This is a genomic window from Paenilisteria newyorkensis, from assembly GCF_000766145.1.
In the GTDB taxonomy this organism is placed as follows: domain Bacteria; phylum Bacillota; class Bacilli; order Lactobacillales; family Listeriaceae; genus Listeria_A; species Listeria_A newyorkensis.
In genome coordinates, this window is record NZ_JNFB01000045.1 from 125,512 (window position 1) to 142,862 (window position 17,351).

Sequence of the window (17,351 nt, forward strand, 5' to 3'; positions counted from 1 at the left end):
GCGATCTTAGCAACTATAAAAATAAGAGAGTGAGTGAAGTAGCATGACAGAAACAAAGATAAAACAAATTTTGGTGGCGTTTGACGGTTCAGAACAATCAAAGGATGCATTCCAAGAAGCGGTCAGGATTGCGAAATTCGAAAAAGCGAGTTTGACCTTCCTAACTGTGATAACCGAAATCATGCCAAACGACGACGAACTCTACTTACAGCTGGATGTCCGCCCAGAAATTGACGACATCTACCGAGCGCTGGCAGAAAAAAGATTAGAAACCATAACTGCCGACCTTGATAAAACAATTCCATACAAAAATGAAGCAGTGCACGGCGACGCAAAACGAAGCATTGTAGAATACGCGAAAGAAAACGGAAGCGATCTAATCGTGATTGGCGCAACAGGAAGAGGCGCATTAGAAAGAAGACTAATCGGCTCTACAACAGCATATGTAGTCAACCACGCACCATGTAACGTGATGGTAGTAAAATAACGATTGTTAGAACCCTATACATGAAAAAAAGCCTATCTCATCATTGAGGTAGGACGAAGATATTGCTTTAAACAAATCGAGCGAAAGCGTTTGTATTCAGGGAGTTTGGTGGAAGCCGGAAGCGGAGCATACTGGTGTATGTGATGACTGAAAACAGGGAGGGAGTAGTTTCCCCGACCATGTAAGAAGTTAAGCGTTAGCCGAACCGGAAGTCCGCCAAACTCCCTGAATGCGAGCGCTTGTCGCCGATTTATTTGGGTTATGCACCTTTACATATGAAGTTGCTCGTCTTGCAATCGTTTCATCCGTGTAGTCAAACGATAAAAACGCCGTCTATTTTGAGTTTCCAAAGCAAGATCAATCTCGTTTTGGATTCGTTCCATCCGTTGTTTCTGTGCGAGCATTGTCATGAAACAGTCGATGAACATATCCATAACGATTCTTTCATTTTCAAGCTCCTTGTATTGTTGGGACATTGCTTCAGATATTTTCTTGGCAGACATGACAATCACTCCTTCAAAGTGTATTTTCTAAATTATTAATAGACAATACCACCTTAAAAGAGGGATGAAACCTTTTTATGGAAAAATATTTAGTAACATGGGCGTTTGGATGATGCGTCTGGTGCTATAAGGGGGTTATAAATAGAGGTTATGCGTTTTTTTTTAACATAACGTGAGAAAAATTGCAGAGGGGTCTCTATTTCTGTATTTATCGGGTTATATTAATTAGACGTTTACTTTAGTGATTTCAAAAAACGGTTCTTTTTTCTATATTGTTTAAATAATTTTTATCTAAATATCGCTAATCCAAAGAAAAAAGTATCTAATGGCAACCTGATTTCATATCCTATTTACTTTTCAAAAAAGGGGGCTATGTTTCCTCTCTTTGAGTACATTTTTGAATTCGTTTACATTACCCCATATAGATAAAAAGAAGTAATAAATATATTGTTCTTTAAATTATATACTTTTCGAAAATTTAAATCATAAAGTCAATTGAAAAAATAAAAACGTTGACAATTATACGTTATCACGTTAAATTTACGTTGATAGCGCTATCATGATTTGAATTTAAGGAAGAGGGGGAAGATATAATGAAAACGATAAAGAAAATAATTTCTATGTTACTGATTTGTACGCTAATCATGGGTTTGTTACCGATACAGATGATGGCATCTGCATCGGTGTCTTGGGGAACGGAGTTTATTACTAATATCAACATTACAGATAGGAACGGGAATACTATCTCAGAAGCCCCTATAAGTAAAAGTTTTAAGGTTCGATATGATTGGACGATACCAAATAATATAGATGTTAAAGAAGGAAATACAATGAATATCACGCTGCCAGAAGGACTACGAACAGCGCAAAATGACGTGATGGAGTTCAAAGCTGCGTCAGGCGCGGTCGTGGCAAGAGGACAAGCAACTTCGCCTGGTGGTACAGCCTACAATGTAACGTTTACTGATTATCCAGAAACGCATTCCAATGTAAGGGGATATGTTGAATTTTATATACAATTTGACTCAAGTGTGAAACCTCAGCAGAAAATTGAATTTGATTCTTTGCCTGGTAAACAGCCGGTGACAATAACGGCTATAAAAGAGGATGAAGGGGAAGGCCCTCCTGGGGAACCAGGGCCTGTAGAGATTACCACGGACACCAGTTATAAAATGCGATCGTATAGAGGGAATGGCATAATAGAATGGTATATTTTTGTTATTCCACCTAAACTTAAATCCAATCCAGCAGGTCCGGGCTACTACGACCCAGTATATAACGTTGTGCTAGAAGACACTTATGGCGTAGGTCACACGCTTATTTCAGACTCGGTTAGAGTTAGGCAAGCATACGGAGTTAGAGGCGGATTTTTTGTAGAAAATAGATTGCCTGAGATGGAAATAACGAAAAAGGATGCTGCGGCAAGGACTTTTTCGTTGGATTTAGGGAATCTAGATGATGGTTTCGGAAGAGAGATTACGTACAGAACAAAAATAACAGATGCGGATCAAGAAGCATTTTATAATGAGGTAGCCATCAAAGGAGATGGGTTTGAAAGAAAGATTAACGGTACGTTACGACTTGAAGGCGGTACTGGCGGGGCGGAAGGCGAGCAAGCTGGTTTCACTGTCATAAAACAAGATGAGAATGGCAAACCGCTGGAAGGCGCTAGTTTTGATTTATATCGTATGTCAGCAAGTGGTGGGGAAACGGAGATAGCAACTGACTTAACATCGGATAAAAATGGTGTTATAAGCCATGACAAGTTGCGTTTTGGGACGTATGAGCTTCGTGAAAAAAATGCGCCTGAAGGATATAAACGCTTGGATGCGCCATATCGTTTTGTGTTAGATTCTAGTGGCATGACGACATTGGGAATTCCGATTATCAATGAGCGTGAAAAAGCGCCTGTCGGATCTGTAGAATTAAGCAAGTACGATGAGGCTGACAAAAGTAAACAATTGGCAGGAGCGAAGTTTGATTTATATCGAGGACCACCAGCAGCAGGAAAGACACCAATCAGCTCCTATACAACGTCAGCAAGTGGGATTGTATTAGTCAATGATTTAGAATTCGGAGATTACTATTTTGTAGAGAAAGAGGCACCAGAGGGTTATGAGTTAGATGTAACACCAAGAATGTTCACTATTGGACAAGATCAAGTAGCTGTACCATTTGAATTAGGCGTCGCGAATAGAGCGATTCTTGACCCGACCATTCAGACCATCGCGTTTGAAACGGGGACAGAGAATAAAGTTCTTTTTCCAAGTGAAGCGGCGCAGATTAGTGATCGTGTTTCTTACAACGACTTAACGTTAGGTAAGGAATATCGTTTGGACGCAACACTTGTAACAAAAAATAGTGCACTACAGCTAACAACAGGGCAAAAACAGTTCACTGCAATGAGCACGGCAGGTCAAGAAGTAGTCGATTTAGCAGCTTTTGACGCGAGGGCATTGCGCGGCCAACAAGTTGTAGTATTTGAACAATTGATCGATGTAAAGTCCGGACTTATCGTCGCGACACACGAAGATTTGAACGATGCAGATCAAACAGTGGCATTTTCAGATCCGCGTGGTGGTGTAAGTTTTACAAAAGTAGATGCAGATACGCAAAATCCGTTGGCAGGAGCAGAGTTCACCTTATATGAAGGGACGTCAAACACGCCTGGCAATGCGCTAGGTGTCTATATAAGTGCCGTGTCAACTGGAAAAGTGGAGGTAAATAACTTACCATACGGCAATTATCACTTTGTTGAAATAAAAGCACCGAGTGGCGGTTATATTTTAGATGGTAAGGCGATAGATTTTGAAATTATGAGCGACGGAACGGTTCTAGAGTTGGATAATGTCACAAACAAACGTGATTACCAACCGCGAATCGAAACGCTAGCTTTTGAAACAGGAACGAACAATAAAGCACTGTACCCAGGGGTGGCAACGTCTATTAGCGACCGTGTTATGTATGAAGAATTAACACCTGGCAAAGCGTATCGTCTAGAGGCAGAACTGATGACGAAAGATGGTCAAACTGTGTTAACGCAAGGTTCGAAAACATTCACAACGACAACGGAGAATGGCGAAGAAGTCGTAGCATTAGACGGATTTGACGCACGTGCTTTGAAAGGGCAACAAGTCGTCGTATTTGAACGTCTGATTGATACGTCAACGGATGAAGTAGTGGCAACACATGAGGACTTAAATGATGCAGATCAAACAGTATCTTTCTTTGCACCAAGTTTACAAACATTTGCATTTGAAACGAGCACAGGATTACAACATGACATTCACCCGCACCAAAACGTACAACTTAGCGACCGCGTAGTATATACAAACCTAAATCCAGGCGAGCGTTACACATTAGAAGCAACATTGGTAGACAAGTTAACTGGAAACATCGTTCTAACGCAAGGTTCACACGAATTTATTCCGACAACGGCATCTGGAGAAGTCACAGTACCACTTAACAATTTAGATGCGACGGCTTTAAAAGGTAACTCGTATGTTGTCTTTGAAGTGTTGAAAGATGAGTCAGGACAAGTAATGGCAACACACACGGATAAAGATAGCATGACACAAACCGTATCATTTATTGAGCCAAGCATTGGAACGGTTGCACGCGACAAAGAAACAGGGAAAAGTAGCGTACACGCTGGACCAATCACGATTGTCGATATGGTACAATATCAAAACCTAGACACGACACAAACATATGATATCGAAGGCATTTTGATGGATAAAGCAACGAATCAACCATTACTTGTAAATGGACAAACAATAACGGCGACAAAAGCCTTTAGTCCAGCAAATGTGGATGGTACGGAAGAAATCGAATTCACAGTGGACGCATCACAATTAAATGGCAAAGACATCGTTGTTTTTGAAACATTGAAATTAAATGGCGCGCTAGTAGCCGTTCACCAAGATATTAATGACGTGAAACAAACAATTAAAGTCGTGGATCCAGCGATTGGAACGACTTTGCGTGACGAAGAAACAGCGACACAAGCACCAAGTCCAGAGGAAGATGTAACATTAGTAGACGTTGTCAAATACGAAAACTTAATTCCGGGCCACGAATACACGGTGCAAGGAATTTTGATGGACAAAGCAACAGAAGCACCACTCGTGATTGACGGCGAGCAAGTAGAAGCAGAAACAACTTTCACACCGGAAACAGCAAATGGCGAAGTAGAAGTAACGTTCACATTTAACGCCAAAGGTTTGGCAGGACAGGAAATTGTGGCATTTGAGTATTTATACCAAAACGGCAAAGAAATGACTTCCCACGCTGACATTAACGACGCTAACCAGACAGTTATGTTTAAAACACCGAAAATCGCTACGACGGCAACGAATCAAAACGGCGACAAAAAAATTAATGCAGACAAAGTGACGACCATCATTGATACAATAGGCTATGAAGACTTAATCGCAGGTAAAGAATACACGGTCCAAGGAATTTTGATGGACAAAACAACAAACGCGCCGATACTCGTAAACGGTAAAGAAGTGCGCGGCGAAACAACCTTCACACCAGCAAATATAGACGGTTCTGTGGAGGTAGTCTTCACATTTGACGCAAGTGACTTATACGGTAAGGATATCGTCGTATTCGAGAAATTAATGCGTAACGGGAAAGAAGTAGTCAACCATGAAGATATTAGTGACGAAGGCCAAACCGTATTCATAGAAAATCCAGAAATCGGTACAACATTGCGTGATGCAGAAACAGGTACACAAAGCCCAAGCCCAGAAGAAGAAATTAGCCTTGTTGACACGGTTCGTTATGAAAATCTTACACCAGGTCGTGAGTACACGGTGAAAGGAACTTTGATGGACAAAGTTACAGAAGCACCATTATTAGTTAACGGTGAGCAAGTAGAAGCAGAAACAACCTTTACACCGGAAAGACCGAATGGTGAAGTGGACGTGATTTTCACATTTGGTGCTAAAGGTTTTGCGGGGCAAGGTGTTGTAGCATTTGAGCGCCTATACCAAAACGGTAAAGAAGTAGCAGTTCACACAGATATTAACGATGCAAACCAAACAGTTACGTTCAAAACACCAGAAATCGGGACAACAGCAACCGATCAAAACGGTGAAAAAGAACTGAATGCAGACAACGAAGTAACGATTATCGACGTAGTAGATTACAAAGATCTAATCGCAGGGAAAGAATACACGCTCCAAGGAATTTTGATGGACAAAGCAACAAATGCACCAGTTCTTGTAAATGGTGAAGAAGTACGCGGTGAAACAACATTCACGCCAGAAGATACAGATGGTTCTGTAGAAGTAGCGTTCATATTTGACGCAAGTGATTTATACGGTAAGGATCTAGTCGTATTCGAGAAATTAATGCGTAACGGTAAAGAAGTAGTGAACCATGAAGACATCAACGACGAAGGCCAAACGGTTACGATCAAAACACCAGAAATCGGCACAACTTTACGTGACGAAGAAACAAACACACAAACACCAAGTCCAGAAGAAGACGTGACACTTATCGATACGGTTCGTTATGAAAATCTTACACCAGGTCGTGAGTACACGGTCCAAGGAATTTTGATGGACAAAGCGACAGAAGCACCATTATTAGTTGACGGTAAGCAAGTAGAAGCAGAAACAACTTTCACACCAGAAACACCAAATGGCGAAGTAGACGTAACATTCACATTCAACGCCAAAGCTTTAGCAGGGCAAGAAGTGGTAGCATTTGAGCGTCTATATACCGACAACAAAGAAGTAGCGGTGCATACAGATATTAATGATGCTGACCAAACCGTGACATTCACGAAACCAGACCTAAAAACAATCGCAACAGATCAAAATGGTGAGAAAGAAATCATGCCAGAAGAAAAAGTAAGCATTATTGACAAGGTATACTATGAAGACTTAATCGTCGGAAAAGAATACACGGTAACTGGGAAATTGATGGACAAAGCAACGAATAAGCCAGTTCTATCAAACGGTAAAGAAGTACTAGGCGAAACAACATTCACACCAGAAGAGCCAAACGGTGTTGTAGAAGTAGCATTTGACTTGGACGCACGTGAATTAGGTGGACGTGAAGTCGTTGTCTTCGAGAAATTATTCCGCAATGGGAAAGAAGTTGTGGGACACGAAGACATTAACGACTTAGACCAAACGGTTCGCTTTATCGAGCAGCCAGACCCAGAAAATACAGGTCAACCAGAAAGAGTAGACCGACTAGGAGACCCACAAAATCCGCTAAAACCAGAAAATCTATCTGTAGCGGGTAATGGTATAAGCAAAATAGAGGAAATAGAGAAAGTTGACAAAGTTGACAAAGATAACAAAGGTAAAGAGAACACAATTTTAACAGAAAAAATGCCGAAAACTGGAGACACATTCTCACTGCTGAATCTCTTATTTGGAAGTATAATTATAGTGATGGGGTCGAGTATGTTCCTTCGTAAAAGGAAGCAGCACCTTTAAAGATAAGTCATGAGAGCGTTTATGCAGCGCGTTTTCCAAAGTGAAAGCGCGCTTTTTAATGCGCAAATTTGTGACTCAAAGTATGCATTATATTCCAAGTTAAGCGTTTACAAAATATCAAAATAATGGTAAAGTAGGAATGTATATAAAAAGATGTGATTTTATATGCTCATAAAAACACAAAGAAGGGATGAAGAAAATGAAAAAAATTCTAGCAAGTATGATGATGATAGCTGTTCTTTCCGTTAGTTTTGTTGGTGCGTCGGGAGTTATTAACGAGCAAAAAGTAGAGGCTGCCGCTGCAACTAGTATTTATGTAAAAGTTACTCGCACGTCTCAGATACAATATGGCTCGCTCTATGTTACAGTGTCACAAAATGGTTATACTTATAGAGGTACCGTCTACAATACAAAGGCAGCAGCATGCTATTCTAAGAACGTTACCGATGCTTATTATGGTTGGGTATATAGATAAGCCCTTTTCAAAAAAGTGGACTTGACAATAAGAAACTTCACTAAGGCGTTCACCTGAGGGAGGACGCCTTAGTGTGATTTTTACAAATCTAACGCCAACGCTCTAACTTCTTCAAGAATTTTTTAGTATACATCTTATTAAGGAAAAACTTCCCGACTTTACTCATATCAGATTCCTGAAATCCTTTTAAACTAATTTCGTAAAACTCATCAAACGTTGCGTCAGGATTCGTCCACTCGCCATTTTCGTAACATTTCAAACAGAATTTCTCCGAGCGCGTACCATCTTTTTCCGTACCAAATTCTTCAGGTTTACTCATAGGCATGCCGCAACTTTGGCACTGTGGTGTTTTCGCCATTCTTCATCTCTCCATTTCCATAACATATAGTATAAAGTATAGCGTACTCCGATTCTGCGCACAATAGGCGAGCTGAAAATAGTAATTATTTCATGTACCCGAGGATTAAATCTTGCTCAGCTTGTATCTCTAGTTTGCGAATAATTAACATATACTGATACAAAGCAGTGTTTGAACAGCTGAACTTGTTTTGCTGTAATTGTTGAAAAAGATATTCCAGTGTAGCTGTAAATACAAGATGGAAGTATTGAACCGTTTCTAACAATGGCGTTCCGATATCCTTCCGATCTTCTCCAACATTTTGAAAGATGGAAGTGCTGACATAGTTTTGTTGTATTTGCTTACTAACCATTTGAAAAAGTTGTGTAATTTCCTGTGTTTGCGACACAAGAAACCCGTCGTATTCCTTGCGCTGTGCATATTCGTCGGTCTCCGTGTAATAAGTAGAAACCCAATAGCGGACAATATTTTCTATATTCTGCTCAACATATTGAAAAATTTTTTGCACCATGCGAATCCCCTACTTTCTAAATACTGCCATGCTAATTCATTATACTGCCTTGGCGTAGAAAAAGATAGATGATTCGACGTTGTTCACAGAATTGTCGGAATTATAAGGATATCTGGTAATATTTTTCCTCTTATGAAATAAAAACCAATCACAACTCGCTCGCTATCCACCGAAACTTCCGCTATACTATAAAGTAATAAAGTTCGAAAAAAGGAGAAGTCTATGAATACCAATGAAGTGATGCAACAACTCGAATCTCTCGGTTCTGAGCAAACCAAAAAGACCCTCTGTCGACACGGCGTTAATGAGCCAGTTTTCGGTGTTAAAATCGGAGACATGAAGAAACTTCTAGTCAAAAAAATAAAGGACTCAAATGTTTCACGTGAACTTTTCGCGACTGGAAATTATGATGCACAATATTTAGCAGGCCTGACAATCAACCCAAAAGAAGTCACAAAAGAAGAGCTTCTCACCTGGGCAGAAACAGCGAATTGTTCTGCGATAAACGAAGCAATCGTCGCCAGTCTTGCAGCAGAAACCCCGTACGCAACCGAGCTCGCTAAAACATGGATGGCATCCGACGAAGAACGAATAGAAGATACCGGATGGAGCTGCTACGCCAACTATTTGTCACTAACACCAAACGAGGAAATCAACGAAACCGAGGTCCTCACGCTTTTAGAAAATGTCGAAAAAAACATTCACGAAGCCAAAAATAGCGTCAAATATACGATGAACCAATTCGTCATCTGCACAGGAAGCTACTACCCACCTCTACTTGAAAAAGCCATCTCCGTTGCCAAAAACATCGGCCAAGTACACGTAGACATGGGCGACACCTCCTGTAAAGTCCCGCTAGCAAGCGACTACATCGAAAAAGTAATAGAAAAAGACCGCGTTGGGAAAAAACGAAAACGCGCCATTTGTTAAATGAAAGCCTGTGAAATCAAATTGGTTTCACAGGTTTTCTTTATTCTGGAAAACTAGAATACTAATTTTGTCCACAAATCTATATTTCCCCCACTATTCGCACAGCCCCTAAAAAAGGTACACTTAAGATGTTGAAAACACTTACAAAAGCGGGGTGACACGAATTGAAGAAGTTCTTCAAAAAACTCTACGCGAATAAAATCTGGTTATTCATGGTTTTGCCGGGAGTCGCATGGTTTTTAATCTTTGCGTATTTACCGATGTTTGGAACTGTGATTGCCTTTAAAGATTACCGTGTAGATGGAAACGGTTTCATATCTAGTCTGATGAGCAGTGACTGGGTAGGTTTAGAAAATTTCAAGTTTTTATTTAGAACAGATGATGCCTTTATTATCACGCGAAATACCGTACTTTATAACTTAGTCTTTATCATCGTGGGGCTCCTTTTGGGCGTTGCTTTGGCGATCGTCTTTAACAGTCTCGTGAACAAACGCATGGCAAAAGTCTACCAAACCGGTATGCTATTTCCCTATTTCCTATCCTGGGTTGTTGTAAGTTACTTCCTATACAGCTTCCTGAGTGAAGATAGCGGACTACTTAATTCACTGATTGTTTCCTTTGGCGGTGATCCGATTTCGTGGTACAGCGATCCGAAATATTGGCCCTTTATCCTGATTTTCATGAACATCTGGAAAGGCCTGGGCTATGGAAGTATCGTTTATCTGGCCGCGATTGCCGGAATTGACCGGAACTACTACGAGGCTGCGATGATTGATGGTGCTGGCAAATGGCAACAAATCCGCCACGTGACAATTCCAGCTTTGACGCCACTGATCATTATCTTAACAATTCTAAACGTCGGCAAAATTTTCAACTCTGATTTCGGTTTGTTCTATCAACTTCCGCGAAATTCAGGGCCACTTTACCCAGTGACGGATGTTATCGATACATACGTTTACCGCGGTTTAACATCGCTTGGGGACATCAGTATGAGCGCTGCGGCAGGACTTTATCAGTCGATTGTCGGCTTCATTCTCGTCATGCTGACAAACTATATCGTGAAGAAAATCGATCCAGAATATGCACTATTTTAAAAACGGAGGCGAGTTAATTGGCAGAACAAATAGAACAAGTCGAGCAGTTAGAGCAGGTTAATGGCGACCTCCGCCTGCCGAAAAAAAATAAACCTAACAAATCGGACGTCGTAGATTTTGAACCGAAAATGAACGTAGCAATGAATATCTTGCTCGGATTTCTCGCCATACTCTGCGTTTTTCCGTTCCTGTACATCATCGTTATTTCATTCAGTAGCCAAGATGCACTGGCAACAAACGGTTTCCGCCTCATTCCGAGCGAGTGGAGCACCGAAGCTTATAAATATCTGTGGAATATGAAAGGTCAACTGCTCCAATCATATGGCGTAACAATCGTCGTGACGGTAGTTGGTACTGTGTTTAGCGTATCGATGATCGCCTTATACTCCTACGCGATTTCCAGAAAACAGTTCGCCTACCGCAAGCAATTCACGTTCTTAGCCTTTTTCACGATGCTATTTAGCGGCGGGATGGTACCAGCATACATCGTCATGACCCAAGTACTCCAACTGAAAAATTCCATCTGGGCACTGATTCTGCCACTAGCGATGAACGCATTTTACATCATGATTATGCGGACCTTCTTTATCCGCTCGATTCCAGAGCCGATACTCGAAGCCGCACGAATCGAAGGCGCCAGCGAACTACGCATTTTGCTAAAAATTGTCTTACCATTATCGTTACCTGGTATCGCAACAATTGCACTGTTCAGCACGCTCGGCTATTGGAACGACTGGTTCAACGCCTCACTTTACATCGACAACCCGCAACTAGTCCCGCTCCAATCCTTGTTGATGAAAATTGAGAATAATCTAGAATTCATGCGCCAAAATGCAGACATCGCGTTCACATCGGGAGCCTTCAAAGGAATCCCACAAGACGGCGCAAAAATGGCGATGGTTGTTATTTCGACAATTCCAATCGCGATTACGTATCCATTTTTCCAGAAATATTTCATAAGTGGTTTAACCATCGGCGGCGTAAAAGAATAGCCCAGCGGGCTGAGAAACGGTCATCTGCGTCGTTAAAGATTCCGTTCCGGTGCTCATGTACAGGTCGTACATTCCGCTCCGGTACTCATCCTTGCCTAGCATCTAACCATTTCTCAGCCCGCTGGGGTTCGGCGATGCAAGACTGATTTTGAGTAAAAAAACATTTAAAAAATCTATGATAAAATAGGGTTCTGGGTAGCGCTCGGAATCCTGATGAAAAGGGAGGATTTTTGATGAAGAAGAAACTGTTTTTGGTGATGATTTTGAGTTTTGTGATGTTGGTGATGGCGGCTTGTGGGAGTGATAAATCGGCGAGCGGGGATAGTGAGGTTACGCTGAAATGGTATATGATTGGGACGCCTCAGAAGGATCATGATAAGGTGATGAAAGAGGTGAATAAATATACACAGGAGAAGCTTGGTTTTGGCGTGGATATGACGCAAATCGACTGGGGCGACTACGGTAGCAGAATGCAAACGATGATTAATTCGGGCGAAAATTTTGATATCGCTTACACGGCTGCGGGAGAGTTCGTAACGTATTCTCAAAAAGGCGCGTTCATGGATATTTCGAAGTATCTTGATAACGAAGGCAAGAAGATGAAAGCCGAATTGAATAGCCAGCTTTGGGAAGGCGTGACGATGGATAACAAGGTCTATGGTGTGCCTTCGAACAAAGAAATCGGTGAGCAACAAGTGTATGTTTTCAATAAAAACTTAGTGGATAAATACAAAATGGACGTTTCCAAAGTGAAGAATTTTGCTGACTTAGGTCCGCTTTTGAAAATAATCAAGGAAAATGAGCCGAACATCACGCCAATCGGTGGGAATAAAGACTTTAAACCGGTAACGCCGTTTGATTATTTGATTGACTCTGCGGTTCCGCTTCCATTTGCGGTCGATGAGTACAATGATACTGGCAAAGTAGTGAATTTTTATGAGCAACCTGAAACGGTGAAAATTTTGAAAGACTTGCATGGTTTTTATGAGGATGGCTATGTGAGTAAGGATATCGCGACGTCGACTGATCCGTGGTCTTATGAGAAGGAAAACTGGTTTGTGCGTATTGAGAAATATCAGCCGTACGCGGAATCGATTTGGGATAAGCAAACGAATGGTCAGTATAAAGTGGTGACGCAGCCAATTATGAAAACGCCAATCGTTAAAAATAGTTCTGTGACGGGCGCGATTCAAGCTGTTTCTGTGACGTCGAAGCATCCGAAAGAGTCTGTGGAGTTCTTGAACTTGCTGAACACAGATCCGTATTTGCGTAACTTGGTTGACAAAGGGATTGAAGGGACGCATTACACGGAGCTAGCGGATGGCAGTATTGAGGATCTACCAGCGCGCGTGGAGAATTATTCGATGCCGACTTATGCGCTCGGAAACCACTTTATTTTGAAGCGTTATTCGGATGAGCCGAAAGATAAATGGGAGAAATTCAAGAAGTTTAACGAGGAGTCAAAAGCATCGCCAGGACTCGGATTCTATTTTGACTCGAAAAATGTCCGCACAGAAATTGCCGCGATTACGAACGTTTGTAATGAATTCGGACCAGCGCTTCTGACGGGGACGGTCGATCCGGATGATTACATGCCGAAATTCAAGAAGAAATTGAATGACGCGGGCATGAAAACCGTGATGGCTGAGATGCAGAAGCAGTATGACGCGTTTAAGAAAGAGAATAAGGAAAAGGTAAATTAAATACTGTTAAAACGCTAAGTCGTGGTTCGATAGCCTCTATCAAACCACGACTTTTCTGCGTTCTAAAACTAATTTCCAAATAAACGCTTGACTTTTAAAAACTACAACTGTAGAATGTAATTAACGACAAGTGTAGAAAGTGGAAGGAGGGTTGAGAAAATGAAACGTTTACCGGATGCAGAGTTTGAAATTATGAAGGCTGTTTGGAAGAGTTCGCCACCAGTTTCGACGAATGAAATCATCGCGGTGTTGGATGGGGATAAACATTGGAAACCGCAGACTGTTCTTACTTTATTAGTGCGCTTAATCGAGCGGGACTTTTTAGAAAGTGAGAAAGTTGGGCGGGAAAGGGTGTACACGCCGATCGTTACCGAGGAGATGTATCTTCAATCGGAGACGGAGCAGTTCATGGATAAGCATTACAATAATTCGCTGGTGGGGCTCGTTAATACGCTGTATAAGGGCGGCGATATGTCGGACAAAGACATTGACGAACTGAAAGACTGGCTTTCAAAAAGGAGTTGATAAGATGTGGGGCAAATAATGTTTGACTTACTAGAAGCATCAATCACGATGGCGATTATTATCGTATTGGTCATGTTGTTTCACCACTTTTTCGGGAAAAAATATTCAGCAAAATGGCGATATTACATTTGGTTCGCTGTGTTAATCGGATTGTTGTTGCCGTTTCGTTTGGAGTTCGAAACAGCGTTGATTAAAGCGCCGATTATTGCGCAGACGGGTGTGGCTGAACCGGCTACTACGATGGGGAATCTGAATGAAGTAGTCGATGTTAATCCGGTAAATACAGCCGCGTCGCCAGTTGTGGAATCGTTCTGGACGTTACCGATGGTTTTATTTAGTATCTGGTTCGCTGGATTTGTTGTTTTCCTAAGCTACAACGTGTGGAAGCATTATCGCTTTTTGCGGATGGTGAAAAGGTGGACGACGCCAGTAACGGATGCATCGATTTTGGCATTATTTGAGCAAGAGAAACACAATGTGGGGGTAGCTTCAAAGCATATTGAGATACATATGTGTCGATTTGAAATTAGCCCGATGTTGATTGGATTCCTGAAGCCGACGATTTTGCTGCCGGAAAAACCAATTGATGAGGAAGAAATGGCCCTGATTTTGCGTCATGAATTAGTCCATTTTAAACGCAAGGATTTGTGGGTGAACGCGGCGCTCTTGTTGGCAACTGCGATCCATTGGTTTAACCCATTTGTATACGTGATGGGCCGAGCATTCCAGAACGATTGCGAGGAATCCTGCGATGAAACGTTGCTAACAGGCGAAAATATGGATAAAAGAAGAACATACGGAGAAGCGATTATCGGCTTAATTCGTAACAAAGATGTAAAACGAACAGCATTATCAACTAATTTTTATGGAGGGAAAAAGACATTGAAAAACAGACTGACATCTATCATGGACACGAGTAAGAAGAAGGTGGGCATAGCGGTACTTTGCTGCGGTGCAACGGTTACAGCGATTTTCTTATCGGGAAGCATTTTTATGAATCAAGGCGGCGAAAAAGCGGAGGCGGCTGCTGAAATTACGGCTAAGCGCGCACAAGAAATTGCGTTGGCAGAAACGGGCGGCGGAACGGTTGTGAAGTATAGCCTCGATTATGAGAACGGCAAGAAAATGTATGATATTAAAATCGTGAACGGTAATACGGAATATGAAATGGACATCAGCGCGACGGATGCTAAGATTTACAGTTTTGAGAAAAAGGCAATTAAGGCTACAACCGCAACGAAAACGCCAGCTTCGACTAAATTGACAGTGACGCCGACTAACGAAATCACGGTGGCAAAAGCGAAACAGATTGCGCTAGCTAAAACAGGCGGTGGAACAGTGACGCGTGCTAATGTGGACTATGAAAATGGCAAGAAAGTCTATGATATCCAAATTGTGAACGGAAGCGCGAAGTACGAAATGGATATTGGCGCGACGGATTCTAAAGTATACAGCTACGAAAAAGAAACAATCAGAACGAGTGCAACAACACCGAGCAAAAACACACAAAGTAACACGACAAAACCAGCGCAAAATACAACACCGAAAACGAATACGGGAACAACAAACAAAGTAACGACGAATAAAACAACAACAACCGAAATTTCAGCAGCAAGAGCACAACAAATCGCACTAGGCAGAACTGGTGGCGGAAAAGTGGTACAATCCTATGTGGATTACGAGAATGGCCGTAAAGTGTATGATATTAAAATCGTAAATGGCAACACGGAGTATGACTTGGAGATCGGCGCGGCGGATTCTGTTGTGTACGGTTTCGAGAAGGAAACGATTAATAGAGCGGCTACAAGTACGAAGCCAAACACAAATACAACTGCGAAGTCTGCAGGAACTGTTTACAACGACAACGATGATGACGACGACCGTTACGATAACGACAACGACGACGATGACAGATATGATAACGATTCGGACGATGATGATCGCTACGATAACGACTAAAAATTAGAAATAGGAAACCGTCTTATCACTTTCTTTGGAAGGGATGGGGCGGTTTTTCCAATATTTGTTGGAATGGCGGGATATTTTACGTTATAATAGTGGGAACTGTTGGCATCAGCAGAATCACATTAAAAAGGGGATACATAATGAAAAAGATAGCAAAGCAGAGGTTAAAGGGCGTTTATTTTTATTCGGTTATTGTTTGGTTGGTTTATATGTTTGTGACGGATCAAGTTGGGACGTATAAAACAGAGTATAATGGGTTAGGTTTTTCGATACCGACAATAGGTGATTTTCTGCCAGATACGATATTGGTTGTGTTATTTTTAGGGTTGTTCTATATTTTCGTAGTTTTACCGCTTATGGCATCTATTCAGTGGTTTTTCTTGCGAGTAGCGGATGTGCAAAAGGCGAGTTGGCGCGAAATCTTGGAAGTGTTCATGAAGCAGAATTATGTGCGTTATTTTTTAGCGAGTTTACTTATCACGATATTTACTTTCTTATGGTCGCTTCTTTTTATCGTACCAGGAATCATAAAATCGTTTAGTTACTCGCAGGCGTTTCGATTAATGCGTGATAATCCGGATTTGACGCCTTTAGATGCGATTAACTTGAGTCGCAAATTGATGGATGGACGAAAAACGGATTTATTTATGTTGCAATTGAGCTTTATTGTTTGGTTTATTATACCGCTTGTTTTGCTTATCGCAGCTGTGATTACGGAGAATATCTTGTTGACTCGAGCAACGGATATTGTATTTTTTGTAGTGCTTATTTTCGTTGGGCCTTACTTTCATACCACGAATGCTGTGTTTTATGTCGAGGAAATCAGAGAGCGCTCGGAGCCATTAAAACTATAATTTGGAGGGATTGGGATGGTTGATACGGTGGAGGAATACATGGCGGGGGTGGAGACGGATGAGCAGCGGAAATGGACGATGACATTTGTTAGTTTTATGCGTGAAAATTATCCGGATTTCGAGGAGAAGATTTCGTATCAGATTCCGACATTTAAATTTGGGAAGCAGTATATCGCGTTTTCGAATGCCAAAACACATTTTTCGGTGCATACGCTGGATTTTGAGTTGGTTTTGGAGATGAAGGAGCGATTGCCACACGCTAAATTTGGTAAAGGGTGCGTAAAAGTGAAGTTTGAGGATGATGACGCGATTCCGGAGCTTTTCAAGTTTTGCAGGGAAATTGTTGTTCGAAATCACATAGGAATGTAAGTGGAAATCGCCCAAGTTGGATGACAGCTTGGGTGTTTTTTTGGCTTCTAGACACACTTTTGACAAAATGAGGATAGTAACACTGGATTTCTTGAGGTTAGATATTGGAATTCGTGGTATATTT

At 41.5% G+C, this 17,351-nt stretch carries 14 protein-coding genes; 11 read left to right on the forward strand and 3 right to left on the reverse strand.

Annotated features, from left to right (window positions below; all coding sequences use genetic code 11):
- Positions 1–43: 43 nt before the first annotated feature.
- On the forward strand, positions 44–487 hold the full coding sequence (locus EP58_RS15635; protein WP_036094760.1) for a universal stress protein: 444 nt from the start codon (positions 44–46) through the stop codon (positions 485–487).
- Between the two features lie 269 nt (positions 488–756).
- Here the strand turns inward: EP58_RS15635 and EP58_RS15640 are convergent, their stop codons facing one another.
- Positions 757–990 (reverse strand): IDEAL domain-containing protein, encoded by a 234-nt coding sequence (locus EP58_RS15640; protein WP_036081429.1) that lies wholly within the window; start codon positions 988–990, stop codon positions 757–759.
- A 593-nt stretch (positions 991–1,583) separates the two neighbouring features.
- On the opposite strand from EP58_RS15640, the gene EP58_RS17105 reads away from it, so the two are divergent.
- Both EP58_RS17105 and EP58_RS15650 read left to right on the forward strand, forming a co-directional pair.
- Positions 1,584–7,451 carry a VaFE repeat-containing surface-anchored protein gene (locus tag EP58_RS17105; RefSeq protein ID WP_052171475.1) on the forward strand — a complete coding sequence of 1,956 codons (5,868 nt, stop codon included), beginning with the start codon at positions 1,584–1,586 and terminating at the stop codon, positions 7,449–7,451.
- A gap of 199 nt (positions 7,452–7,650) precedes the next feature.
- Positions 7,651–7,926, forward strand: coding sequence for a hypothetical protein (locus EP58_RS15650; protein WP_036094761.1), 276 nt, complete (start codon positions 7,651–7,653; stop codon positions 7,924–7,926).
- An 88-nt stretch (positions 7,927–8,014) separates the two neighbouring features.
- Here the strand turns inward: EP58_RS15650 and EP58_RS15655 are convergent, their stop codons facing one another.
- The gene (locus tag EP58_RS15655) at positions 8,015–8,284 is read right to left on the reverse strand and encodes a zinc ribbon domain-containing protein (RefSeq protein ID WP_036094762.1); all 270 of its coding nucleotides are present in this window, start codon (positions 8,282–8,284) and stop codon (positions 8,015–8,017) included.
- Positions 8,285–8,369: 85 nt separating this feature from the next.
- Positions 8,370–8,795, reverse strand: a complete 426-nt coding sequence (locus EP58_RS15660; protein ID WP_036094763.1) for a hypothetical protein — start codon at positions 8,793–8,795, stop codon at positions 8,370–8,372.
- A 222-nt stretch (positions 8,796–9,017) separates the two neighbouring features.
- On the opposite strand from EP58_RS15660, the gene EP58_RS15665 reads away from it, so the two are divergent.
- From EP58_RS15665 to EP58_RS17120, 8 genes are all read left to right on the forward strand, one after another.
- Positions 9,018–9,725, forward strand: coding sequence for a DNA alkylation repair protein (locus EP58_RS15665; RefSeq protein WP_036094764.1), 708 nt, complete (start codon positions 9,018–9,020; stop codon positions 9,723–9,725).
- A 212-nt stretch (positions 9,726–9,937) separates the two neighbouring features.
- Positions 9,938–10,819 carry an ABC transporter permease gene (locus EP58_RS15670; RefSeq protein WP_373862716.1) on the forward strand — a complete coding sequence of 294 codons (882 nt, stop codon included), beginning with the start codon at positions 9,938–9,940 and terminating at the stop codon, positions 10,817–10,819.
- 17 nt (positions 10,820–10,836) lie between these two features.
- Positions 10,837–11,811, forward strand: coding sequence for a carbohydrate ABC transporter permease (locus tag EP58_RS15675; protein ID WP_036094765.1), 975 nt, complete (start codon positions 10,837–10,839; stop codon positions 11,809–11,811).
- 233 nt (positions 11,812–12,044) lie between these two features.
- Positions 12,045–13,514, forward strand: a complete 1,470-nt coding sequence (locus tag EP58_RS15680) for an ABC transporter substrate-binding protein (protein WP_036094766.1) — start codon at positions 12,045–12,047, stop codon at positions 13,512–13,514.
- 159 nt (positions 13,515–13,673) lie between these two features.
- On the forward strand, positions 13,674–14,039 hold the full coding sequence (locus EP58_RS15685; protein WP_036094767.1) for a BlaI/MecI/CopY family transcriptional regulator: 366 nt from the start codon (positions 13,674–13,676) through the stop codon (positions 14,037–14,039).
- Between the two features lie 6 nt (positions 14,040–14,045).
- On the forward strand, positions 14,046–15,998 hold the full coding sequence (locus EP58_RS17110) for a M56 family metallopeptidase (protein ID WP_052171476.1): 1,953 nt from the start codon (positions 14,046–14,048) through the stop codon (positions 15,996–15,998).
- A 146-nt stretch (positions 15,999–16,144) separates the two neighbouring features.
- Positions 16,145–16,858, forward strand: coding sequence for a DUF975 family protein (locus EP58_RS17115; RefSeq protein ID WP_052171477.1), 714 nt, complete (start codon positions 16,145–16,147; stop codon positions 16,856–16,858).
- Between the two features lie 15 nt (positions 16,859–16,873).
- Positions 16,874–17,227, forward strand: a complete 354-nt coding sequence (locus EP58_RS17120) for an iron chaperone (protein WP_052164942.1) — start codon at positions 16,874–16,876, stop codon at positions 17,225–17,227.
- The last annotated feature ends 124 nt before the right edge of the window (positions 17,228–17,351 follow it).